The sequence below is a fragment of the Paraburkholderia sejongensis genome (assembly GCF_020880815.1).
Taxonomy (GTDB): Bacteria; Pseudomonadota; Gammaproteobacteria; order Burkholderiales; family Burkholderiaceae; genus Paraburkholderia; species Paraburkholderia sejongensis.
In genome coordinates, this window is record NZ_JAJITD010000008.1 from 87,028 (window position 1) to 111,700 (window position 24,673).

The window sequence follows — 24,673 nt, forward strand, 5'->3', positions numbered from 1 at the left end:
TCAATTCCCCGCCCGCGCCGGCAACCGCAAATGATTCCACGCGCCGAGCGCGACGAACACGATGCCCGCGATGCTCACGCCAATCCAGCCGAACATCGGCCAGACGATCGCGCCGACCCCCGAGCCCAACGCGCCGCCGATGAAATACGCGACCATGTACACGGTATTCACGCGACTGCGCGCATCGGGCTTGAGCGCGTAAATGCGCGACTGATTCGAAATCTGCGCGGCCTGCACGCCGATATCGAGAATGATCACGCCGACTACCAGCCCGGCGATGCTCTTCGCCGACGCCCCGAAAATCACGAACGAGATCGCGACCAGCACGAGCGAGACGGTGATGATCGCGCGCGGTCCGCGCCGGTCGGCGAACTTGCCGGCGAGCGGCGCGGCCAGCGCGCCCGCCGCGCCGACGATGCCGAATAGCCCCGCGGCCTGCGGCCCGAGATGAAACGGCGCGCCCGCGAGCAGCAGCGCGAGCACCGACCAGAAGATGCTGAACGCGCCGAACAGCGAGGCGCCGGTCAACGACGCTTCGCGCAGCGCGCGATGCTCGACCACCAGATGCCACATCGACACCATCAGCTTGCCGTACGGCAGCGTCGAAGTCGGCTGACTCTTCGGCAAACGCAGAATGATGACGACCGCGAGCGCCACCAGCGCGAGCACCGACGCGCCGAACACCGCGCGCCAGCCGAAGTATTCGGCGACGATGCCCGACGCGGTCCGTGCGAGTAGGATGCCGAGCAGCAGACCGCTCATCACCATGCCGACCGCGTGACCGCGTTCGGACGGCGGCGCGAGTTCGGCCGCGAACGGCACCGCCTGCTGCGCGATCGTCGCGAGCACGCCGATCGCCAGACTCGCGACGATCAGCACCGCGAGCGTCGGCGCGGTGGCCGCGACGATCAGCGCGACGCACATCCCGGCGATCTGCAGCAGGATCAGCCGGCGCCGGTCGAAGCGGTCGCCGAGCGGCGCGAGCAGCAGCATGCCGGCCGCGTAGCCGAGCTGCGTGACGGCCGGCACCGCGCCGACCCACGACGCGCTGCCCGGAAACGACTGGCGGAAGTTGTCGAGCAGCGGCTGGTTGTAATAGATGTTCGCGACCGAGATGCCGGCGATCGTCGCGAGCAGCAGCAACAGGCTGCGCAACGACCGCGCGGAGGAAGCGGAGGTGGAGGCGTCGGGAGTGGCCATGACAGAAAGGATCGGCGGACCGGCCCATGCACGGTCCTCAAGCGTGCCGATCATACCGGAGCAGCGTGGTTCCTGCTGTCGACGACGGTGCGTCGCCGGATCGTTCATTCGGTGCCGGCGTTCAGTCGATCGGGCCGCCTTCGTCATGGAACGGATACGGTCCGTCGGCCGCATCGACATACGCGTGATGCGTGACGAGACCGGTCGCCGGCTCGTAGCGATGCAGCGCATAAGCGGGCGGTTCCATCACGAACGCCGACGGCGCGTGTTCGCGCAGATCGAGCGCGACCTGATGCGCGGGCGCCGGAATCGCGCTCGCGATCGTGCCGCCGAAGCGCACGAACATCGCGCGGTGCACGTGGCCGCACAGCACGCGCTCGACGTTCGGATGCTGGCCGATCAGCGCCGCGAGCTTGTGAGCCGCCGCCTGGTCGAGGCGCATGTCGTCCATATGGCCAATTCCGCACGCGAACGGCGGATGATGCAGCGCGACCACGACCGGCTTGCTGCGCGCCGCGTCGAGTTGCCGGGCGAGCCAGTCGAGCCGCGCATCGCACAGCGTGCCGCCGCTCTGGCCGGGCACCATCGAATCGAGTGCGAGCACGCGTAGCGGTCCGACATCGACCGCGTACTGGACGAATTCGCCGCCGCCTCGCAGTTCCGCTCGCTCGGGAAACGCCGCGCGCAACGCGGCGCGTTCGTCGTGATTGCCGACCATCAGGAAGTACGGGATTTCGAGCGGCGCGAGCAGCGTCCTCAGGTGTGCGTACTGTCGCGAGTCGCCTTGGTCGACGAGGTCGCCGGTGATCAGCACCGCGTCGGGACGCGGCGCAAGCGCATTGAGCGCGGTGACGCAGCGCGTCAGACAGGCGGCGGTGTCGACGCGGCGATACGCGAGCACGCCCGCTTGCTTGATATGCAGGTCGCTAATTTGAGCCAGCAGCATGGTGGGGAATCCTTCGGGTTCCTGCGTGTTGAGCGCCGCGAGCCGGCGCTGTCTTTGACGCTGTCTCCAGGATAGCGCATGTAGCGCGTTCGGGGCGATCGAGATGCCGACCGCGGTGGCTCTTGGGCGCCCGGCGACGCAATGGTAGAATTCGCGTCCACGCGCTTTTGCGACCCCCGCCGGGGTGATGAAATTGGTAAACATAGCGGACTTAAAATCCGCCGCTTCGCAGCTTGCCGGTTCGAGTCCGGTCCCCGGCACCAACGGTAATTCTTGTTCTGGCAGGCAGATGCCGTGTCCCACCTCAAATACCTGACCGGCTACCCCGCACCCCTGCAAGACAAGGTGCGAGCGCTGATCGCCTCCGATCAACTCGGCTCGTACATAGCAAAAAAGTACCCGCACACGCACGAGATCCAGACCGACCGCGCGCTCTACGCCTACTGCGCGGAACTCAAACGCGAGCACCTGCGCAGCGCCGAACAGATCGACAAGGTCACCTACGACAGCAAGCTCGACGTCGTGCGTCATGCGCTCGGCCTGCACACGAGCATTTCGCGGGTGCAGGGCGGCAAGCTGAAAGCGAAGAAGGAAATCCGCATCGCGTCGCTATTCAAATCAGCGGCGCCGGAGTTTCTGAAGATGATCGTCGTGCACGAACTCGCCCATCTGAAAGAGAGCGATCACAACAAGGCGTTTTATCGGCTGTGCGAATTCATGCAGCCGGGTTACCACCAGATCGAATTCGATCTGCGTTTATATCTAACGCATCGCGATCTGGCGAAGGCGAGCGCCTGAAACACGGGTCCCGCGTTGCGCGGCGACCCGTAGAAAAACTCAGGCAGCCACCGCTTCCAATACTTCCACCGCCGACGCGCTCAACAGCACCGGAATCGACTTCGACGTCGGCGTCCCCGCGCCGTCGGCGACAGAGGAGAGCGGCACGAGCGGATTGGTCTCCGGATAATAAGCGCCGAGACAGCCGCGCGGAATGTCGTATTCGACCAGCAGAAATCCATCGACGCGCCGCTCGATCCCATCGGCCCAAACACTCGTGATATCGACCCGCTGACCGGCCGCGAAACCGAGCATATCGAGGTCGTCCTTGTTCGCGAACAGCACGCGCCGTTGTCCATACACGCCGCGATAGCGATCGTCGAGACCGTAAATCGTCGTGTTGTACTGATCGTGCGAACGTGTGGTCATCAGCGTCATCAGGCGTTCGCCGTATTGTTCGCGCGCCAGGTGAATCGGCGTGTCGAGCGCAATCGCGTGCGCGATGAACTGTGCCTTGCCGCTAGGCGTTTTCCACACCCGATCGCGCGACGCGACGCCCAGGTGAAAACCGCCCGGCTTCTTCAGGCGCTCGTTGTAGTCCGCAAAGCCGTCGATCACCTTGGCGATGCCGTCGCGAATCAGCGCATAGTCGGCCGCGTGCGCGAGCCAGTCGACTTTCGCGCTGCCGAGTGTCGCATGCGCGATGCGCGCGACGATCGCTACTTCGGACAGCAGATTATCGGACGCCGGTTTGTTCATCCCGTACGAGATGTGCACCATGCTCATCGAATCCTCGACGCTCACCCCTTGCGGCACGCCGTTCTGCAGATCGATCTCGGTGCGCCCGAGCGTCGGCAGGATCAGCGCGTCGCGGCCATGCACGAGGTGGCTGCGGTTCAGCTTGGTGGTCACGTGCACGGTCAGATCGCAGGCGCGCATCGCTTCCCACGTGCGCGGCGTGTCCGGCGTCGCGATCGAGAAGTTGCCGCCGAGGCCGATAAACACCTTCACCTTGCCGTCGAGCATCGCCTGAATCGTGTTGACGACGTCGAGCCCATGCTCGCGCGGCGGTTCGAAATCGTAAACCGCGCCGAGCTTGTCGAGAAACGCCTGGGTCGGCTTTTCCTCGATGCCGACCGTGCGATCGCCCTGCACGTTCGAGTGGCCGCGCACCGGGCACAACCCCGCGCCGCGCCGGCCGATATTGCCGCGCATCATCATCAGGTTCGACAGCAGCTGCACGGTCGCGACCGAGTTCTTGTGCTGCGTGAGGCCCATCCCCCACGTCGAGATCACCGCGCGGCCCTTCACATAGATGTCCGCGAGCTTGAGCACGTCGTCGAGCGGTACACCCGCTTCGGCGACGATCGTATCCCAGCGCTCGGCGCGCAGATCGGCGGCGAACGCCGCGAAGCCGACCGTGTGCTCGGCGATGAACTCGACGTCGAGCACGCGCGGCAGGCCGGATGCGAGCGCTTCGTCGTGGAGTTCGAGCACGCGCTTGGCGACGCCCTTGATCAGCGCGAAATCGCCGCCGACCTTCGGGCGGATGAACACCGAACTGATCTTCGTGCTGCCCATCGTCAGCATTTCGACCGGGTGCTGCGGGCTCGCGAAGCGTTCGAGTCCGCGTTCCTTCAGGGGGTTGATCGACACGATGGTCGCGCCGCGCTTCGCGCATTCGCGCAGTTCGCCGAGCATGCGCGGATGGTTGGTCGCCGGGTTCTGACCGAAGATCAGCAGCGTGTCCGCATGTTCGAAGTCATCGAGCGTGACCGTGCCCTTGCCGATCCCGACCGTGTGCGGCAGTCCGCGGCTGGTCGCCTCGTGGCACATGTTCGAGCAGTCGGGGAAATTGTTGGTGCCGTACATGCGCACGAACAGTTGATACAGGAACGCGGCCTCGTTGCTCGCGCGGCCCGACGTGTAGAACGCGGCGCGGTCCGGATCGTCGAGCCGCTTCAGATGGCTCGCGATCAGCTCGAACGCTTCGTCCCAGCCGATCGGCACGTAGCGGTCGCGCAGCGCGTCGTAGACCAGCGGGTCGGTCAGGCGGCCGTGCTGTTCGAGTTCGAAGTCGGACTGCGTCATCAGTTCGGCGACGCTGTGCTCCTCGAAGAACGCGGGCGTCACGCGCTTGCTGGTCGCCTCGGCGGCCACCGCTTTCACGCCGTTCTCGCAGAACTCGAAGGTCGATGCGTGCTCGCGATCCGGCCACGCGCAACCGGGGCAGTCGAAGCCGTCGGGCTGGTTCTGTTTGAGCAGCGTGCGGTAGTTGCCGCCCGCGACTTTTTCCTTCAGCAGGTTGATCGCGACGTACTTCAGCGCGCCCCAGCCGGCGGCCGGGTGCTTGTACGGTTCGATGCGGGCTTCGGTGCGCGCTTCGGTGCGGATTGCGGCGCGAACTTCGTTCTTCTTCATGGCGGTGGCGAGGGAGGGACTCGAGAGGCTCTTTGAGCCGATACCCGCAAGCCTACTGTGTTCCAAAAAGTGCATCGGATACAGAAAATCGCAAAGAACAGGAGTACAGTTGCGCAACTGTACCCTTGGCTCGAACCCTGGGCGTTTGCCGCCCGCTCACGCCACCGTCAAAACCGTCCCGCTGCCCGTGAAACTCTACGAAAAACTCGCCGACGAAATTACCGAAGCCGTGCGCCGCGGCGTGTTCGCGGCCGGCGAGCGGATCGCGTCGGTGCGGCAGGCGAGCCAGCAGCACGGCGTCAGCATCAAGACCGTGCTGCACGCGTACGCGCTGCTGGAGAGCCGCGGCATCGTCGAGACGCGGCCGCAGTCCGGTTACTTCGTGCGCGACGCCGCCGCGCGCGCGCTTGCCACGGCCCCGGCGTCGCCGCGCACCGCCCGCAAAGCGCCGCCGCCGGTGCCGGCGACCGTCGACGTGAGCCGGCTGGTGCTGTCCACCTTGCGCAGCATCCGCGCGCACGACGCGGTGCCGTTCGGCTCGCCGTACCCGGATCCGTCGCTGTTCCCGTGGCGGCGCATCAACCAGTACGCGAACGCGATCGCGCGGCGTCACGCGAGCTGGAACCTGATCGACGATCTGCCGCCCGGCAATCCGGAGCTGATCCGGCAGATCGCGCGGCGCTACGCGGAAAACGGCCTGCCGGTCGATCCGGGCGAGATCGTCATCACGCTCGGCGCGACCGAGGCGATCAATCTGAGTCTGCAGGCGGTCGCGAAGCCGGGCGACACGGTCGCGGTCGAATCGCCGACCTACTACGCGATGCTGCACGCGATCGAGCGTCTCGGCATGCGCGCGATCGAGGTGACCACGCATCCGCAACACGGGGTCGATATCGATGCGCTCGCGAAGGTGATCGCGCGCCAGAAGATCGCCGCTTGCATGGTGATGCCGAATTTCCAGAATCCGCTCGGGTTCCGGATGCCCGACGAGCGCAAGCGGCAACTGGTCGAACTGCTCGCCGCGCACGAAATTCCGGCGATCGAAAACGACGTCTATCAGGAGCTTTATTTCGGCGACACGCGGCCGTCGTCGCTGAAAACATTCGATACCAACGGCCTGGTGCTGCACTGCGCGTCGTTTTCGAAGAGCCTGAGCGCGTCGTACCGGATCGGCTGGGCGCTGCCGGGACGGTATCGCGCGCAGGTGGAGAAGCTGAAATTTTTGAATACGCTGACCACGCCGTCGGTGCCGCAGGTCGCGGTCGCCGACTATCTGCGCCAGGACGGCTACGATCGACATCTGCGGCATCTGCGGAAGGTGTACCGGCAGCAGGCGAGCATCATGAGCGCGCTGGTGCTGCGCTTTTTTCCGGTCGGCACGCGGGTGTCGACGCCGCAGGGCGGCTACGTGCTGTGGGTCGAACTGCCGCCGCAGGTCGATGCGATGCGGCTCTATCAGGCGGCGCTCGCGCGCGGGATTACGATCGGGCCGGGCCTGATGTTTTCGACGCGTAACGACTACCGGCATTTCATCCGGCTCAATTACAGCTATCCGTGGACCGCGCACGCCGAAGCGGCGCTGAAGACGCTCGGTGAGCTGGTGAGCGCGATGGCGGCTGCTTGAGTGTGAATGGCACGCGGCGTGCGGCGAGCGGGCGGGTGGCGGTGAAGTGTTGGCGACGTAACCGGGACCCGGCCGAAGGACCAGGCGAAGGACCCAATTGAACGAGGAGACCCGCATGAGTGATGACGAAGACTTCGACCCGCAGCTTGCCGCGATTCTCGCGCAGCTATGGCGCGCGCATTGCGAGACGCCGGGGCGCGCGTGGTCGCTGGCGAAGCTGTCGAAGCAGGCGGGTGTGCCGATGAGCAGCTTGCGGCGTCAGTTGACCGCGCTGGCGGACGGCGGTCTCGTCACGACGCTGGTCAACGACGACGGCACCGGCGCCGCCACCCTCAGCGAGCTCGGCGCGGATCTGTGCGGCGAGCTGTTTGGGACTGGCGACGACGGCGGCGCGGACGAGGGCGGTGCGAACGACGACAGCGGTGACAGCGATGACGAAGGCGACGGCGGCGCACCCACCGACGACGGCCCGGCCACGCCGCCCACGCTTCACTAAGCCGCCGGGGTGGGCCGGAGCAAACCGCGCCGCACCAGCGCCACCACCAGCGCGCGCCGCGCCGCGCACGCTCACAGCTGGCTCATCCCCCCATCGACAATGATCTCCGTCCCGACGATAAACGCCGACTCCGGCGCCGCGAGGTGCAGCACCGTCGATGCGACTTCGTCCGGCGTGCCGAAGCGGCCGAGCGGCACTTGCGCGACGATCTGCGCGGCGGTTGCATCGAGCGTCGCGGCGTCGAGCCCGAGCTTGCCGTAGAGCGGCGTGCGCACCGGCCCCGGGCTGACCACGTTGACCCGCACGCCTTGCGGCAGCAATTCCGCCGACAGCGTCTTCGCGAGCGAAATCAGCGCGGCCTTGCTTGCCGCATAGACCGACGACGCCGGCATGCCGATATGCGCATTGATCGAGCCGTTCAGCACGATCGACGCCCCGCGGTTCAGCAGCGGCAACAGCGCCTGAATCTGGAAGTACGCGCCCTTGACGTTGATATCGAAGGTCGCGTCCCACAGCGCTTCGTCGATCGCGGCAAACGGCGCGAGCCTGGCGATGCCGGCGTTGATGAACACCGCGTCGAGCCGCACGCGTTGCGCGTCGAGCGCGGCGGCCAGCTCGCGGGCCGCGGCGACCGAACCGGCGTCGTTGCGAAGCGCGATCGCGCGCTCGCCGAGCGCGGCCTTCGCGGTTTCGAGCGCATCCGCGTCGCGGCCGGTGATGATCACGCGCGCGCCTTCACGCGCGAACGCTTGCGCCGCCGCGAAGCCGATGCCGCTGCTGCCGCCGGTGACCAGAACAGTGCTGTTATGAAAGCGGGTCATTTCGTTTCTCCGAAAGAGTGAGGGTTGGTGATAGCGATAATGCGCGCCAGCCACGCGCGTGCCGTACCACTTTCCCGATGAACTCGTTCGAAGTTTTCGCATGATTTTTCGCATGAGTTGGCGGGCGCCCGTCTTTGCGCTGGCTCCAGTCAGCTTAGGATGTCGGCGCAGCGCTCGCCGCGCGGACAGCGGCGCGCGGATGTCATATGTGCGCCGCAACGTCTATATATAAGAAGGGGCATAAGAAGGGCGTGTCGGGGCGTTCAGCAGCGGGGAGTTCAGCAGCACCTTGATGCCGGCTGGTTCAAAGCGGTTTTCGAAAAACGGGAGAAAGAATGAAACAAAAACTCGTTCTGGGTTGTTACGTGGCGGCGGGACTGCTGGCGCTGCCTGTCGTGGCCGATGCGCAGTCGCAGGCCTATACGACGAGCCGGGTCAACGTGCGCGCAGGTCCCGCATCCGATTACCCGATCGTCACGCAACTGCCCGGAGGCGTCCCGGTATCCGTGCTGGGGTGCCTGAGCAACTATCAGTGGTGCGACGTGGCCACGCCCAATGTGCGCGGCTGGGTCTATGCATCGCTGCTCAGTTCGCCGTATCAGGGCGGCAACGTACCGCTGATGAACTACGGCGCGGCGATCGGCTTGCCGATTCTCGCGTTTTCGCTCGCCGATTACTGGGGCAATCATTACCGCGGCCAGCCGTGGTACGGCCAGCAGTCGCGCTGGGCGCGCCATCCGCCACCGCCGCCGCCGCGGCCCGGCGCCGGGCATCCGCCGAACTGGCAGACGCTGCCGGGCCACGTCGGCGGACCGCCGCCGGGTCACGGGGGCGGGCGGCCGCCGGGTCACGCGGGCGGCCGCCCGCCGGGCCATGAAGGCAATCGACCGCCCGGCCATGCCGGTGGCCGCCCGCCCGGCGGGCAAGGTCCCGGCGGCCAACCGCCCGGCCACGCGGGCAACCGGCCGGAAGGCGGGCCGCCGGGTCACGCAGGCAATCGCCCGCCGGGCGGCGGTGCGCAGGGCGGTGGTAATCGTCCGCCGGGTGGTGACGCGCAGGGCGGCGGCAATCGACCGCCGGGCGGTGGCGGCCAGCAGGGCCGGGGCGGTGGCCGTCCGCCGGGTGGGCCGCAAGGCGGCGGAGGTGGTGGAGGCGGAGGAGGTGGAGGCGGCGGCGGAAACCGTCCGCCCGGTGGCGGCAACAACTGATCCCGCGCCCGCGCCGCGGCACCACAGAACCACAACCGCGCAACGCAGCAAAACCGCAGTACGATGTTTCCGCGTCAACCGGCGGTTGCCCATTTCGCCCCGTAACCGTCGCGCGCGATGCATCACGGATTTTCGAGCCGGGTTCGCGTAAACCCGGGTGTGCCACGAGTACTAATTTGCCGATGTTGGGTTGGGGGGCGCATCTATGAGTTGCGAAGCGACATCACGTGGCATCACGGCAGACGCGCCTGACGGCGTGCGCTACCGGCCGGAACGGGCCGAGCAGGTGCTCGCGTCCGAGCGCAGCGTATTGCGGCTGATCACCCGCAACACGCCCTTGCCGGAACTACTCGACGAAGTCTGCCGCCGCGCCGAAGCGCTGCTCGGCGCGGGCTCGGCCTGCTCGATCCTGCTGCTCGATCCCGACGGCCGGCATATGCGCGTCGGCGGCGCGCCGTCGCTGCCGCCGGTGCTCAGCGCCGCGATCGACGGCGCCGAGATCGGCCCGCGGGTCGGCTCGTGCGGCACCGCGATGTTCGAGCGGCGCCTCGTGATCGTCGACGACATCGCAACCGATCCGCTGTGGGAACCTTTCCGCCATCTCGCCTTGCCGTACGGGCTGCGCGCGTGCTGGTCGGTGCCGTTCGAGAACGACGTCGGCATCGTGCTCGGTGCGTTCGCGATCTACTACAACGTCGCCCGCCGGCCCACCCCCGAGGAGGAAGCGATGCTGCGCGACATCGGCGGCAGTGTCGGTCTCGCGGTTCATCAGGACACGATGGCGCAGCGCCTCGCGCATAGCGAGGAGCGCCATCGGCTGGTGGTCGATCATCTGAGCGAGGGGATCGTCGTGCAGTCGCGCGCCGGCATCGTGCTGGCCTGCAATCCGAGCGCGCAACGGATGCTGCGCGCGAGCCCGCAGTTCGTCGGCTGCCATATCGATACGGTGATCGCGCGCGCGTACAGCGAGGACGGCTGCCTGATCAATATGGCCGACCATCCGGTCGCGCACGTGTTCGCGACCGGCAGGCCGATGCTCGGCGTGACCGTCGGCGTCGAGTTGAGCGACGGCGAAGTGGTGTGGATCACCGAAAACGTCGTGCCGATCCTGCGCCCCGGCGAGAGCGAGCCGGACTCGGTGTTGATTTCGTTTTCCGACATCGGCCCGGTGCGCGAGGCGCAGCGCCAGCTGAAATTTCTGGCCACCCGCGATTCGTTGACGGGGCTCTACAACCGCGCGTATCTGAGCGAGCGGATGCGCGATCTGTTCGCGTCGCGCGGCGCGGACGACGGCGCCGCCGAACTCGCCAGCGTCGCGGTGCTGTTCGTCGATCTCGACGGCTTCAAGAAGGTCAACGACACCGCCGGCCACGAGGCCGGCGACGCGCTGCTGTGCAGCGTCGCCGAACGGCTGTCGGCGTGTGTCGGGCGCGGCGACACGCTGGCGCGGGTCGGCGGCGACGAGTTCGTGATCGTCGCCAGCGCGTACGGCAACACCGGCGAGCTGATCGGCCTCGCGCGCCGGATCCTCGACATGATTGCGGTGCCGTTCGCGGTCGCCGGCAACGAATACTACCTGGGCGCGTCGATCGGCATTAGCCTGTTTCCCGAGGACGGCCAGGATGTCGCGACGCTGATGCGCAACGCGGACTCGGCGATGTATCACGCGAAGCAGCGCGGCCGCAACAACTTCCAGTTCTTCACCGCCGAGCTGAACCATCATCTGCAGCGCCGCTTCACGATCGAGCAGTCGCTGCGGCGCGCGCTCGCCGCCAACGAGCTGAGCCTCGTGTACCAGCCGATCGTCGACAGCCAGAGCGGCCTGACGATCGGCGCCGAGGCGTTGCTGCGCTGGTACAACAACGAACTCGGCAACGTGTCGCCGGGCGAATTCATTCCGGTCGCCGAGGACGCCGGCCTGATCGTCGAGATCGGCGAATGGGTGCTCGAACACGCGTGCCGGCAGGTCGCGCAATGGCGCCGCACGCTCGCGCCGCATCTGATCGTCGCGGTGAACCTGTCGCCGCGGCAGTTCACCGACGGGCTGCTCGAACGAATCGAACGCTGCCTCGAACAGTCGGGGCTCGAGCCGGCCGCGCTCGAACTCGAGATCACCGAGCGCCTGTTGATGAGCGACAGCGACGTGGTGCTGCCGATGCTCAGCGCGCTCAGCGCAATGGGCGTGCGCATTTCGGTCGACGATTTCGGCACCGGTTATTCGTCGCTGTCGTATCTGAAGCGCTTTCCGCTGCATAACCTGAAGATCGACCGCTCGTTCGTCGCGGGGCTGCCTGATCACCGCGACTCGATCGCGATCACCCAGGCGGTCGTCGCGATGGCGCACTCGCTCGGCATGAACGTGACCGCGGAAGGGGTCGAGACGGCCGCGCAGGCGGCGTTTCTGCGCTCGATCGATTGCGACAAGCAGCAGGGCTATCTGTACAGCCGGCCGGTCGGCGCGAGCGCGTATGCGCGCTCGCTGTGCGACGCGCGAGCGGCGGTCGGGATCGCGAAGGCGTCCTGATTCGCACGTCGCGCGCGGGTTCGGCAGCCGGCTGCTCACGTGCCGGCGCGATTGTTCAGATTGCGCAACAAGTGACTTCGGCTTGCCGCTATTTATCGGCGCCGGTGCGCTCCCTACAATCCCTCCATCGAAACGGTTAATCAGGCGTGCTGCCGAAGCGGCAGCCGTGCGATGGGGGTCATCATGTCGGAGTTGATCAGGAACCAGCTGTACCGGCCGTCGGTCGTGTTGCCGATGGTCGCGCTGATGCAGGTGATGGTGTCGCAGGACTTCAATCTCGGCCAGGTCGGCTGGGTGGTCGCGACGCGCGGTGCGCGGGCGGCGCTGCAGCGCTCGCGCGAGTTGATCTGCGCGGCGCACTGCCACGGCTGAGCCGCGCGCGCAAATGGATGGGCAGTAATCCGAACTGATCGCGCGGCGACCTGCGCGCGGTCGTCAGCAGAACCAACTTCCCCGCAAAACGCGTACCGCTCGCGCACCGCGGCGCGTGACACTAAGCGTAAGATGCTACGACCTGCACCCGCTCCGGGAGAGTCGCCATGCCACAGCACTTCGACGCAGTCGTGATCGGTACCGGACAGGGCGGCTCGCCGCTCGCGGTGCGCCTCGCCCAGAGCGGCCGTCAGACCGCGGTGATCGAGCGGGGCGATTTCGGCGGAACCTGTGTGAACGTCGGCTGCACGCCGACCAAGTCGTATGTGGCGAGCGCTCGCGCAGCGCACGTCGCGCGTCACGCGGGCGAACTCGGCGTGCAGGTGGGCGGCTCGATCAGCGTCGATCTCGCGGCGGTCAAGGCGCGCAAGGATCGCATCATCGGCGAGTCGCGCGACGGGGTCGAAAAATGGCTGCGCGGCACTCCCAACCTCACGGTGGTCAATGGGCACGCGCGCTTCACCGGCGCGCATACGCTCGCGATCAGCGGCCGCGACGGCCAGCTGCTTTACGAGCTGAGCGCCGACGAAATCTTCATCAACACCGGCGCGCGCGCAATCGTGCCGCCGCTCGAAGGAATCCAGCGGATTGCTCACTACACGAACTCGACGCTGCTGGAACTGACCGAGTTGCCGGAGCATCTGGCGATCGTCGGCGGCAGTTATATCGCGCTCGAATTCGCGCAGGCGTTTCGCCGCTTCGGCAGCCGCGTCAGCGTGCTGGTGCGCGGCGAGCGCGTGCTCAGCCGCGAGGATGCGGATTTTGCGGAGTCGGTGCGCAAGGTGCTTGCGCGCGACGGCGTCGAATTTCATTTCAACGTGCAGCCGATCCGGGTCGAGCCGCATCCGCATCGCGCGCCCGACGTGTGTATCGGCTTCGAGCAGAATCTGCCGGCGATGGAAGCGTCGCATCTGCTGTTCGCAACCGGCCGCAAGCCGAATACCGATGACCTCGGGCTCGAACTCGCCGGTATCGAGGTCGACCGGCACGGGATGATCGTCGTCGACGGCCAGTTGCGCACCAGCGTGCGCGGCGTATGGGCGATCGGCGACGTGAACGGGCGCGGCGCGTTCACGCATACGTCCTATGACGATTACCAGATCGTCGCCGCCAACCTGCTCGACGGCGGCGCGCGCAGCGTCGACACGCGGATCATGGCGTACGCGGTGTTCGTCGATCCGCCGCTCGCGCGGGTCGGCATGTCGGAGGACGAAGTGCGCGCGAGTGGCCGCGACGCGCTGATCGCGACGATGCCGATGGCGCGGGTCGGCCGCGCGCGCGAGCGCGGCGAGATCGACGGTTTCATGAAGGTGCTTGCCGATGCGCACAGCAAACAGATCCTCGGCGCGGCGATTCACGGCATCGAGGGCGACGAGGCGATTCATACGTTCATCGACATCATGAGCGCCGGCGCGCCGTACCCGACGCTGCAATACGCGATGCACGTGCATCCGACGATCTGCGAGCTGGTGCCGACGCTGCTCGATGGGTTGAAGCCGTTAAAACCGTTGGAGCGGTGACGCGCGAGCTATGAAACAGGCACTCGAGACCGGCAATCTGTTCGCTCACGTCGCCGCCATCGCCGGGCCGCAAGCATCATCGCCCGCGCAAGAGCGGTTCGACACGCTGGTCGAGCAGGGCGGCATCACGATCGAGCGGATCGTCTCGACCGGGCAGGCGAGTGCGCCGGGCTTCTGGTACGACAACCCGCGCGCCGAGTGGGTCGTGCTGCTGAGCGGCGCGGCGACGCTCGAATTCGCCGGTGAGCCCGAGCCGCTGCATCTACGGCCCGGCGATCACGTGCTGATCGACGCCCATCGCCATCACCGCGTCGCGTGGACCAGCGAGACCGAGCCGAGCGTCTGGCTCGCAGTGCATTACCCACCCGAGCCGGCGTGCTGAACGCGCGGGGCTGAGCGCATCGACAAAGCCGCGCGCGATCACCGATAATCGGCAGCGGCGCGGCCAGCGCGCAACGCGCGGGCTGTGCGCCTAACCGCATTCATCACTGGAACTCGCATGGGCAAGGGACGCATCGAAGCCTTCAGCGATGGCGTCATCGCCATCATCATCACGATCATGGTGCTCGAGCTGAAGGTCCCCGAGGGTCACGATCTCGCCGCGCTGCGTCCGGTCGTGCCGGTGTTCTGCGCGTACGTGCTGAGCTTCGTCTACGTCGGCATCTACTGGAACAACCACCATCACACGTTCCATGCGGTGCAGAAGGTCAACGGCCGCGTGCTGTGGGCGAACCTGCATCTGCTGTTCTGGCTGTCGCTGCTGCCGGCCGTCACCCACTGGATCGGCGAAAGCCATCTGGCCGCGTGGCCGACCGCGACCTACGGGATCGTGCTGCTGATGTCCGCGATCGCGTATTTCATCCTGATCCAAATGCTGATCGCCGAGCACGGCAGGGACTCGGCGATCGCGCGCGCAGTCGGCGCCGACTTCAAGGGCAAGGTATCGGTGGTCATCTATCTGCTCGGTATCGCGCTCGCGTTCGTGCTGCCGTGGCTATCGGCCGTGCTGTATGCGCTCGCCGCCGCGTGGTGGTTCGTGCCTGACCGGCGCATCGAACACGTGATGGAAGCGTGAGCAGGGCGTTCGCCACGAAACCATGACTGCCCGTTCATCCTCTTCGTCGGCGACCCGCATCGGCCTGATCTCCGATACGCACAATCTCGTGCGGCCCGAAGCGCTGCGCTACCTCGAAGGCTGCGACGCGCTCATTCACGCGGGCGACATCTGCAAGCCGGAGGTGCTCGACGCGCTCGCGCACATCGCGCCGCTTACCGCGGTGCGCGGCAACAACGACATTGGCGAGTGGGCGGCGGCGCTGCCCACTCATGCGCGGCTGAGCGTGCAGCAGGTGACGATTCTGGTCGTGCACGACATCGCCGAACTCGGCTGCGTGCCGCGCGACGAAGGTATCCGCGTGGTGGTGAGCGGCCATTCGCACAAGCCGTCGATCGTCGAGCGCGACGGCGTGCTGTTCGTCAATCCGGGCAGCGCCGGGCCACGGCGTTTCAAGCTGCCGATCAGCGCGGGGATGCTGACGATAGAAGGCGCGCAGGTCAGCGCGTGTTTCGATGCGCTGCCGACCTGACATGAAAAAACAGCCCGCACCGGCGCAAGCCGGGCGGGCTGTTGCGGATCAAACCGATCCTCACACGGTCGCCGCCGCCGCGAAACGCTCATCCATCTCTTCGGCTTCACGCTCGCCGCGCAGCACCGCATGCGCTTCGGCGCGCGACGCGACGCACGGACCCGAGCCGAGCAGCGGCTTGCGAGCGGTTTCGCGCAGCGCGAGCACCGACACGATGCCGATCAGCGACGCGCCCATCAGGTAGTACGCGGGCATCATCAGATTGCCGGTGCGCTCGACCAGCCATGCGGTCACGAGCGGCGTGGTGCCGCCGAACAGCGACACGGAAATATTGAAGCCGATCGCGAGCGCGCCGTAGCGGATCCGGGTCGGAAACAGTGCCGGCAGCGCCGATGGCATCACGCCGGTGAAGCACGACAGCAGCATGCCCAGAATCATCAGCCCGCCGAACACCGGCAGCACCGTGCCCATGCGGATCAGCAGCAGCGCCGGAATCGACAGCACGAACAGGCCCACGCAGCCGAGCAGCATCACCGGCTTGCGGCCGACCGTATCCGACAGGCGGCCGGCGGCGAGCGTCATCGGCATCATCAGCACCATCACGATCAGCACGAGGAACAGGCCGTGCGTTTCGTTGAAGTGCAGCGTCGCCGACAGATAGCTCGGCAGATACGACAGCGCCATGTAGTCGGTCACGTTGAAGATCAGCACGAGGCCGACGCACAGCAGCAGCGGCTTCCATTGCTGCACGAGCAGCTGGCCGAACGACTGCTGCGGCGCCGCGCGGTCTTGCGCTTCGCGCTCTTCGGCCTGCTTCTTAAACGCCGGCGTTTCCTCGAGCTTCATGCGGATATACAGACCGACGAGGCCGAGCGGACCGGCGATCAGGAACGGCACGCGCCAGCCCCACGACAACAGCGCGTCGTGCGACAGCAGCGCGGTCAGCAACGCGACCGTGCCCGCGCCGAACACGTAGCCGATCAGCGTGCCGAACTCGAGGAAGCTGCCCATGAAGCCGCGCCGCTTGTCGGTCGAGAACTCGGCGATGAAGGTCGCCGCGCCGCCGTACTCGCCGCCGGTCGAGAAACCCTGCACCAGACGCGCGACCAGCAGCAGCACCGGCGCGAAAATGCCGATCGTCGCGTAATCGGGGATCAGGCCGATCGCGAAGGTGCCGAGCGCCATCATGATCATCGTCATCGCCAGCACGCGCTGACGGCCGATGCGGTCGCCGAGCGGGCCGAACACCATGCCGCCGATCGGCCGCACCAGGAACGCGGCGGCGAACGTGCCGAAGGTCGCGATCAACTGCGCGGACGGGCTCGACGACGGGAAGAACACTTTGCCGAGCGTGACAGCGATGTAGCTGTACACGCCGAAATCGAACCATTCCATCGCGTTGCCGAGCGCCATTGCGCCGACGGCACGCTTGAGAAGGGAGTGATCGACGACGGTGATGTCGTCGAGGGACAGGCGTTGTTCTTGTTGGTGTCGCCAGAAGCCGTTGCTGGAAGCGGTCAAGGTTAAAACTCCAATGACTGCGACGAAACTCATGATGCGTTCCGCCACGGTTGCCGGGGAGTGTAATTTCGCGAGCAATGCAAGGCGGGCCGCGGCACCGGTGGCCCGGCGGCGGAACAGGAGGCGTCGAGAAAAAAACCAACGCCTGTGCCTCGCGAACTGGTCGCGAAAGAACACTCGTCTGGATTGTGCTGACTTTGCACCTGCGTGGCCGTGGAAGGGGGGCAGGTACATGACGGACGCCGGATGGCCGATAGCTCGACGCAGCGCCACTGGAAGGCTTGAAACGAAAAAGGCCGGTCTTGAATTTTTCCGCTTGCGCGGGGAAACGACCGACGAGCCTTCTTGTTTAAAAAACAGCTCGATTCAGGTTGGCGAAGGCACTGTACGAAGGGCGCCGGGCCGGTTTGAAGCGAACGCGAATGAAGGTGAATTGCCGTTGAAACGACGCACATGTTAGCACGATGGGCGAGGATCGTGCAAACCGGGCCTTGAGGGCACCCCGTGCGATGCCGCTCAATCCATTGCGGGGCGGGGCTTTCAGCGGGGTCGCAACGGTTTAAAAAACGGACCATTTAGAACATTTTCGACGTCGATTTTTTGAGACGAAGGCAGTTTGTGGGCGCAACGCAGGCGCAACGCAGTCGAAGCGCAGACGAAAAAAATCCGCGCTCGCGGCGCGGATTTTTTGGTGCTGCGGATGGCGCGCCGGAAATTGCCGTGGCGCTTACGTGGCGAACGAAACGGTCGCCAGTTGGCTCAGGCCGACGGCGGCACGTAGCCCGACGCGGTGTCCGCGCCTTCGCCGAAGAAGAACTTTTCGGTCTGCTTCATCAGGTACTGGCGCGCGCGCGGATCGGCCATGTTCAGGCGGTTTTCGTTGATCAGCATGGTCTGCTGCTTCAACCAGTCCTGCCACGCCTGTTTCGAGATGCTTTCGTAGATCCGCTTGCCGAGTTCGCCCGGCAGCGGCGGGAAATCGAGGCCTTCGGCTTCCTTGCCGAGCTTCGCGCATTGAACCATACGAGTCATGCTGTGCTTCTCCTGTAATCGATGTGGGGTGGGCAATCGCCAGTGCTGTGCAGATGGGGCCGCTTAGATATGTTTCATCAGCACCAGCGACTTGCGCTGCCAGTTATAGAGACGGCGGCGGTCTTCGGGCAGATCGTCGACCGTGGCCTTGACGAAGCCGCGCTTGAGGAACCAGTGTTCGGTGCGGGTGGTGAGCACGAAAATACGCGTCAGGCCGCGCGCCCGCGCGCGTTGCTCGATGCGTTTGAGCAGGCGTTCGCCGTCGCCGGTGCCTTGCGCTTCGGGGGCGACCGTCAGGCATGCCATCTCGCCGATCCGCTCCTGCGAATACGGATACAGCGCCGCGCAGCCGAACAGCACGCCGTCGTGCTCGATCACCGAGAAATGGTCGATGTCGCGCTCGATCTGGTGACGGCCGCGCCGCACCAGCGTGCCATCCGCTTCGAGCGGCTCGATCAGCGCGAGAATGCCGCCGACGTCGTCCGGCGTCGCTTCGCGCAGACTTTCCAGATTCTCATACGAGATCATCGTGCCGACGCCGTCGTGCAGGAACAGTTCGAGCAGCAGGCTGCCGTCGAGCGCGTACGGGATGATGTGCGCGCGCGGCACGCCGCCGCGGCACGCGCGGATCGAATGCTTCAGATAGAACGCGGTGTCGCCGGTCAGCTCGCCGCTTTCGTGCAGCTTGTACGCGTCGTCGAGCGACAGTTCGCGGATCAGTTCCGCGCCCTCTTCGCCGGGTTCCATCAGGCCCGGCGTTTCGGTCAGGAACACGATCTTGTCGGCGCGCAGCGCGATCGCGGCGGCCGAGGCTACGTCTTCCATCGACAGATTGAACGCCTCGCCGGTCGGCGAGAAACCGAGCGGCGACAGCAGCACCAGCTTGCGGCTCGCGAGCGAGTGGCGGATCGAATCCGCGTCGATCTTGCGCACGAGGCCGGTGTGCTGGAAATCGACGCCGTCCAGAATGCCGACCGGACGCGCGGTCACGAAGTTGCCCGACACGACGCTGATGTGCGCGTGCGCCATCGGCGTGTTCGGCAAGCCCTGGCTGATCGCGGCCTCGATGTCCAGACGCACTTCGCCGGCCGCTTCTTTCGCGGATTCGAGCGCGCGGGCATCGGTTATGCGCATGCCGTGGGAGAACTCCGACTCGACGCCGTGCAGGCTCATCTGCTCTTCGACCTGCGGGCGCGACCCGTGCACCAGCACGATCTGGATGCCCATTGCCTGGAGCAGCGCGATGTCCGACACGAGCGCATTCAGCAAGCCCTGATGCACCACTTCGCCGCCGAAACCGACGACGAACGTCTTGTTGCGGAACGCGTGGATGTAAGGGGCGACTGAACGCATCCAGTCGACGAATTGCGCGTGCTGGGCGAGGGTTTCCGGTGTGCCGGCGGGGGCCGGAACGCTCGCGGGCGCGGGGACGAGGTCGGTTTGGGAATTCATGCCCGGGATTATAATGCGCCCCCATGTCGAATGTACCCAAAAGCCCTGCTGAGGCGAACGAGAAACCGGCGTCCGGCGCCGCTCAAAAGAACCCCGGTGACGCGTCGCGCGGCACTGCGCAGGGCACCGAATCCAACCCGCCGCGCGCGTCGCGCGAGCGGTCCGCCGCGTCGTTGTCCGCGCAGTTGTCCGAACTGAAAAATACTCTGGTGGTGGCGCGCGGCGCCGATCGACCGTTGACCGGCGGCGCGGCGAAGTATGCCGATACCGGTGGGCAGGCTGAGCAGGCTGGGAAGCCGGCGCAGGCTTCGAAGGCGACGGCGGTGTCGGCGGCGCGAGCAGAACCGCAAGCGCAGGCACAACCGCAAGCGCAAGGACAACCGCAAGCGCAACCGCAAGCGGAAAATACGCGGCGCGATGGCGGCCGTGAAGCCGGGCGGGATCGCGGGCGCGGGCAACGCGAAGGCGGACAGTCGCCGCACGCGGCGGCAACGCCTGAGCAGAAGTCGCCGGCCGTGGCGGGGCACGAGCGCAACGGGCCTCGTCACGAAGGCCGGGGCGAGAGCGGCGAAGGGCGGCGCGATCCGCACACGCAACAGAAACCGCGTGTCATTGCCGAAGTTCGCCGGCCGAACGCACCGCGCGACGCGCAGAAAACCCGCGAACCGGGCACGCCACGCGAACCTCGCGCGATAGCCGAAGCACGCAAGCCGAACGCACCGCGCGACGCGAAGCAAGCGCGCGAGCCCCATGAAGCACGCACAACGGCCGAAGCTCGTCAGCCAAACGCACCACGCGAGGGGCGGGAAGCACACGAACCGCGCGCACAACGCGAAGCACACGCAACAGCCGAAGCACGCAAGCCGAACGCACCGCGCGACGCGCAGCAAGCGCGCGGGCCGCGCACGCAACACGAACCACCCGCAACCGCCGAGGCCCGCCAGCCTCGCGCACCGCGCGAAGCGCAGGACACGCGCCAGCCGCGTGCAACGGTGGAACCCCGCAAACCGAACCCACCACGCGAGCCCCGCGAGCCACGTCCCCCGCGCGTGATCACCCCCAACCCGATCCCGCCGATCACCTTCCCCGAAGCGCTGCCGGTGTCCGGCCGCCGCGACGAGATCGCGCGCGCGATCGCGCAAAACCAGGTGGTGATCGTGTCGGGCGAAACGGGCTCGGGCAAGACCACCCAGCTGCCGAAAATCTGCCTGACGCTGGGCCGCGGTCTCGGCGCCGGCGGCAGCGGCCTGATCGGCCATACGCAGCCGCGCCGGATCGCCGCGTCGGCGACCGGGCGGCGCATCGCCGAGGAACTCGGCACGCCGTTCGGCGAAGTGGTCGGCTACAAGGTGCGCTTTAACGACAACCTCGCGGCGGGTGCATCGGTCAAGCTGATGACCGACGGCATTCTGCTCGCCGAAACGCAGACCGATCCGCTGCTGAAGGCGTACGACACGCTGATCATCGACGAGGCGCACGAGCGCAGCCTGAACATCGACTTCCTGCTCGGCTATCTGAAAGAGATCTTGCCGAAGCGCCCCGATCTGAAACTGATCGTGACGTCGGCGACGATCGATGCCGACCGCTTCGCGCGTCATTTCGGCAGCGACGACAAACCCGCGCCGGTGATCGAAGTGAGCGGGCGCCTGTATCCGGTCGAGGTCCGCTATCGGCCGGTCGTCGAGGACAGCCCGGCGGTGAAAAACGCGCAAGGCACCGCGAGCGGCGCATCGTCCGCGGGCCGCGAGCGCCCGAAGACCCAGCGCGAGACCGACCGCGATCTGATGGAAGCGATCGTCGACGGGGTCGACGAGCTGTGCCGCGAAGGCCCCGGCGACGTGCTCGTGTTCCTGCCCGGCGAGCGCGAGATCCGCGATGCCGCCGAGGCGCTGCGCAAGCATCATCCGCCGCACACGGAAATCCTGCCGCTGTTCGCGCGACTGTCCGCGGCCGAGCAGGAGCGCGTATTCCGCGCATCGAACGCGCGCCGCATCGTGCTCGCGACCAACGTCGCCGAAACCTCGCTGACGGTGCCCGGCATTCGCTATGTGGTCGACACCGGCCTCGCGCGCGTGAAGCGTTACTCGTACCGCAACAAGGTCGAGCAGCTGCAGGTCGAGTCGATTTCGCAGGCCGCCGCGAATCAGCGCGCCGGGCGATGCGGGCGGGTCGCCGACGGCATCTGTATCCGACTGTATGAGGAAAGCGACTACCAGGGTCGCGTGCGCTTTACCGATCCGGAGATTCTGCGTTCGTCGCTGGCATCAGTGATTCTGCGGATGAAGTCGCTGAATCTGACGGCGATCGAAACCTTCCCGTTCATCGAGCCGCCGCCAGGCCGCGCGATTTCCGACGGCTATCAGCTGCTCAACGAACTCGGCGCGGTCGACGACGACAACGACCTGACCCCGCTCGGCCGCGAACTTGCGCGCCTGCCGCTCGATCCGCGCGTCGGCCGGATGATTCTGGCCGCGCGCGATCAGCACGCGCTGAAGGAAGTGCTGATCATCGCGAGCGCGCTGTCGGTGCAGGACCCGCGCGACCGCCCGATCGAAGCGCAAGAGCAGGCCGATCAGGCGCATCGCCGTTTCGCCGACGAGCGCTCCGAATTCCTGCAGTGGCTGAAAATCTGGAACTGGTTCGACGAAGCGATCGCGCACAAGAAATCGAACCGTCAGTTGCAGGACGAATGCCGCAAGAATTTCCTGTCGCAACTGCGGCTGCGCGAATGGCGCGACGTGCACTCGCAACTGCTGACGGTGGTGCGCGAACACGGCTGGCGCCTGAACGAAGCGGAAGCGACGTTCGAGCAGATTCATCTGGCACTGCTAACGGGTCTGCTGGGCAATCTCGGTCTGAAGGCCGACGACGAGCCGTACTACCTCGGCGCGCGCGGCATCAAGTTCTATCTGTGGCCGGGCTCGGCGCTGGTGAAAAAGGCCGGCAAGTGGGTGATGGCCGCCGAACTGGTCGAAACCAGCCGGCTGTACGCGCGCTGTATCGCGAAGATCGAGCCGGAGTGGGTCGAGACGGTCGGCGCGCATCTGCTGAAGAAATCGCTGTCCGAACCGCATTGGGAAAAGCGCCCGGCGCAGGTGTCCGCGTTCGAGCGGGCGATGCTGTACGGGCTGCCGATCTATCACCGGCGCCGTGTCGCGTTCGGCAAGCAGGACCCGGCGCGGGCGCGCGAGCTGTTCATTCGCGGCGCGCTGGTCGAAGGCGAGTTCGACACGAAGCTCGCGTTTTTCGCGCACAACCGCAAGCTGCTTGCCGATATCGAGCAGCTCGAACACAAGTCGCGCCGTCAGGACGTGCTGGTCGACGACGAGCTGATTTTCGCGTTCTACGATCAGGCGCTGCCCGACGGTATTTACACCGGTGCATCGTTCGAGCGCTGGTATCGCGACGAGGTGAAAAAGAGCGGCCAGCCGGAGGACAAGCTGCGGCTGCTGTATCTGTCGCGCGATGACCTGATGCGCCACGAAGCGGCCGGCGTGACGACCGAGCTGTTTCCGAAGCGGCTGACGATGGCCGGCATCGAAATGGCGCTCACCTACCACTTCGAGCCGGGCACGCCGCGCGACGGCGTGACGCTCGCGGTGCCGCTCTACGCGCTGAACCAGGTCGACGCGCGCCGCTGCGAATGGCTGGTGCCGGGGATGATCAAGGAGAAGGCGCAGTTGCTGCTGAAGTCGCTGCCGCAGAAACTGCGCCGCCATTGCGTGCCGCTGCCCGATTACGCGGCCGGTTTCGCCGAGCGGCATGCGATGCCGCGCTTCGGCGCGGGCGGCCTGCTCGAAGCGCTGATCGCCGACGTGCGCGAGCAGACCCAGGTCGCGCTGAAGCAGTCCGACTTCAAGCTCGAGACGCTGCCCGCGCACCTGTTCATGAACTTCAAGGTGATCGACGAGCACGGCCGGCAGCTCGCGATGGGACGCAACCTGTCGCAACTGCGCGCCGAACTCGGCGGCCAGGCGCAGCAGCATTTCCAGAAGCTGGTGTCGAGCGCGGCCGGCGCGGCTCTGGCCGATGCGGGCGGCGGCGGGGTGGCGACGCCCGCGCAGGCGGGGCAGGCGGCTCACGCGGCTCAGTCGGCGCCGGCGGGTGCGACCGGCGCGGCGCGTTCGGCGTCGGGCGGCAAGGGCGCGAACGCGCCGCAAACCGCCGCGCACGATGGCGCGCCCGGCACCGCGCTGTATCAAAACCTGACCACGTGGAATTTCGGCAAGCTGCCCGAGCTGCTCGAAATCCGTCGCGGCGGCCAGACGCTGTTCGGCTATCCGGCGCTGGTCGATCGCGGCACGCATTGCGACGTCGAAGTGTTCGACTCGCCGGAAGAGGCGGCGCGAATTCATCGCGCGGGCTTGCGCCGGCTGTTCGCGTTGCAACTGAAGGAGCCGATCAAATATCTGGAGAAGAACCTGCCGGGCCTGCGCGAAATGGCGATGCAGTTCATGCCGCGCGGCACCCAGGAGGAACTGCGCGATCAATTGATCGACACCGCGCTCGATCGCGCGTGTCTGCAGGACCCGCTGCCGGACGACGACGGCAGTTTCCACACTCGCCGCGACGAAGGGCGCAGCCGCCTGACGCTGCTCGCGCAGGAAATCTCGCGGCTGGTCGGCCAGATCCTCGCCGAATACGCGGGCCTCGCGAAAAAGATGCTGCATGCCAAGCCGTTCGCGGCCGCCTACGCGGATCTACAGAGTCAGCTCGATGCGCTGATCGGCAAGCGCTTCATCATCGATACGCCGTACCCGCAGCTCGCGCATTTCCCGCGCTATCTGAAAGGGATCGCGCTGCGGATCGACAAGCTGCGCGCGGACCCGGCGCGCGACGCGCGCCAGTTCGCCGAATTCCAGCCGTTGCAGCAGCACTATCAGCGCGCGGTGTCGCAGCGCGGCGGGGTGGTCGATCCGCGTCTGGCGGAATTCCGTTGGCTGCTCGAAGAACTGCGGATTTCGCTGTTCGCGCAGGAGCTGCGCACGCCGATGCCGGTATCGGTGAAACGGCTGCACAAGGTGTGGGAATCGATGCAGCGCTAGCGGGCGCAGCGGCCCCGCTCGCTAGCGCCCCGGTCATTTTTCCGGGGCGGCGGCCACGATTTGCGTCA

Annotated in this window: 18 protein-coding genes and 1 tRNA gene; 12 read left to right on the top strand and 7 right to left on the bottom strand. The window is 66.5% G+C overall.

The features are described 5' to 3' along the window. Entirely contained in the window at positions 1-1,200 is a 1,200-nt protein-coding gene (locus LJ656_RS17205) for an MFS transporter (RefSeq protein ID WP_230510596.1), read from the bottom strand. A gap of 121 nt (positions 1,201-1,321) precedes the next feature. Then, complete coding sequence (locus tag LJ656_RS17210) at positions 1,322-2,146, bottom strand: phosphodiesterase (protein WP_230510597.1); 825 nt, start codon at positions 2,144-2,146, stop codon at positions 1,322-1,324. Between the two features lie 178 nt (positions 2,147-2,324). On the opposite strand from LJ656_RS17210, the gene LJ656_RS17215 reads away from it, so the two are divergent. Continuing rightward, positions 2,325-2,409 (top strand) — tRNA-Leu (locus LJ656_RS17215). 31 nt (positions 2,410-2,440) lie between these two features. Next, positions 2,441-2,944: a M48 metallopeptidase family protein gene (locus LJ656_RS17220; protein WP_230510598.1), complete on the top strand. Its 504-nt coding sequence runs from the start codon at positions 2,441-2,443 to the stop codon at positions 2,942-2,944. 39 nt (positions 2,945-2,983) lie between these two features. On the opposite strand, the gene LJ656_RS17225 is transcribed toward LJ656_RS17220, so the two are convergent. After that, positions 2,984-5,344, bottom strand: a complete 2,361-nt coding sequence (locus LJ656_RS17225) for an FdhF/YdeP family oxidoreductase (protein WP_230510599.1) — start codon at positions 5,342-5,344, stop codon at positions 2,984-2,986. Positions 5,345-5,531: 187 nt separating this feature from the next. Here LJ656_RS17225 and LJ656_RS17230 point away from each other — a divergent pair, with 187 nt between their 5' ends. Continuing rightward, positions 5,532-6,968 carry an aminotransferase-like domain-containing protein gene (locus LJ656_RS17230; protein WP_230510600.1) on the top strand — a complete coding sequence of 479 codons (1,437 nt, stop codon included), beginning with the start codon at positions 5,532-5,534 and terminating at the stop codon, positions 6,966-6,968. Positions 6,969-7,083: 115 nt separating this feature from the next. Continuing rightward, positions 7,084-7,464, top strand: a complete 381-nt coding sequence (locus LJ656_RS17235; RefSeq protein WP_230510601.1) for a helix-turn-helix domain-containing protein — start codon at positions 7,084-7,086, stop codon at positions 7,462-7,464. 71 nt (positions 7,465-7,535) lie between these two features. On the opposite strand, the gene LJ656_RS17240 is transcribed toward LJ656_RS17235, so the two are convergent. Continuing rightward, on the bottom strand, positions 7,536-8,285 hold the full coding sequence (locus tag LJ656_RS17240) for an SDR family oxidoreductase (RefSeq protein WP_230510602.1): 750 nt from the start codon (positions 8,283-8,285) through the stop codon (positions 7,536-7,538). Between the two features lie 335 nt (positions 8,286-8,620). Here LJ656_RS17240 and LJ656_RS17245 point away from each other — a divergent pair, with 335 nt between their 5' ends. The 7 genes from LJ656_RS17245 to LJ656_RS17275 all read left to right on the top strand — a co-directional run bounded on the left by LJ656_RS17245 (position 8,621) and on the right by LJ656_RS17275 (position 15,555). Beyond that, positions 8,621-9,493: an SH3 domain-containing protein gene (locus LJ656_RS17245; protein ID WP_230510603.1), complete on the top strand. Its 873-nt coding sequence runs from the start codon at positions 8,621-8,623 to the stop codon at positions 9,491-9,493. A 205-nt stretch (positions 9,494-9,698) separates the two neighbouring features. Next, positions 9,699-12,017 carry a putative bifunctional diguanylate cyclase/phosphodiesterase gene (locus LJ656_RS17250; RefSeq protein WP_230510604.1) on the top strand — a complete coding sequence of 773 codons (2,319 nt, stop codon included), beginning with the start codon at positions 9,699-9,701 and terminating at the stop codon, positions 12,015-12,017. 183 nt (positions 12,018-12,200) lie between these two features. After that, positions 12,201-12,389, top strand: a complete 189-nt coding sequence (locus tag LJ656_RS17255) for a hypothetical protein (RefSeq protein ID WP_230510605.1) — start codon at positions 12,201-12,203, stop codon at positions 12,387-12,389. 167 nt (positions 12,390-12,556) lie between these two features. Next, positions 12,557-13,969 carry an FAD-containing oxidoreductase gene (locus LJ656_RS17260; RefSeq protein WP_230510606.1) on the top strand — a complete coding sequence of 471 codons (1,413 nt, stop codon included), beginning with the start codon at positions 12,557-12,559 and terminating at the stop codon, positions 13,967-13,969. A gap of 10 nt (positions 13,970-13,979) precedes the next feature. Then, on the top strand, positions 13,980-14,351 hold the full coding sequence (locus LJ656_RS17265; RefSeq protein WP_230510607.1) for a cupin domain-containing protein: 372 nt from the start codon (positions 13,980-13,982) through the stop codon (positions 14,349-14,351). 117 nt (positions 14,352-14,468) lie between these two features. Next, on the top strand, positions 14,469-15,044 hold the full coding sequence (locus tag LJ656_RS17270) for a TMEM175 family protein (RefSeq protein ID WP_230510608.1): 576 nt from the start codon (positions 14,469-14,471) through the stop codon (positions 15,042-15,044). A gap of 22 nt (positions 15,045-15,066) precedes the next feature. Continuing rightward, complete coding sequence (locus tag LJ656_RS17275; RefSeq protein ID WP_230510609.1) at positions 15,067-15,555, top strand: metallophosphoesterase family protein; 489 nt, start codon at positions 15,067-15,069, stop codon at positions 15,553-15,555. Positions 15,556-15,615: 60 nt separating this feature from the next. Here the strand turns inward: LJ656_RS17275 and proP are convergent, their stop codons facing one another. The 3 genes from proP to argA form a co-directional block, all read right to left on the bottom strand. After that, on the bottom strand, positions 15,616-17,109 hold the full coding sequence (gene proP / locus LJ656_RS17280) for a glycine betaine/L-proline transporter ProP (protein ID WP_230510610.1): 1,494 nt from the start codon (positions 17,107-17,109) through the stop codon (positions 15,616-15,618). Between the two features lie 726 nt (positions 17,110-17,835). Continuing rightward, positions 17,836-18,108, bottom strand: a complete 273-nt coding sequence (locus LJ656_RS17285; RefSeq protein ID WP_230510611.1) for an oxidative damage protection protein — start codon at positions 18,106-18,108, stop codon at positions 17,836-17,838. 63 nt (positions 18,109-18,171) lie between these two features. Next, complete coding sequence (argA, locus tag LJ656_RS17290; protein WP_075301437.1) at positions 18,172-19,560, bottom strand: amino-acid N-acetyltransferase; 1,389 nt, start codon at positions 19,558-19,560, stop codon at positions 18,172-18,174. A gap of 1,049 nt (positions 19,561-20,609) precedes the next feature. On the opposite strand from argA, the gene hrpA reads away from it, so the two are divergent. Continuing rightward, on the top strand, positions 20,610-24,605 hold the full coding sequence (hrpA, locus tag LJ656_RS17295) for an ATP-dependent RNA helicase HrpA (RefSeq protein ID WP_230510612.1): 3,996 nt from the start codon (positions 20,610-20,612) through the stop codon (positions 24,603-24,605). Positions 24,606-24,673 lie beyond the last annotated feature (68 nt).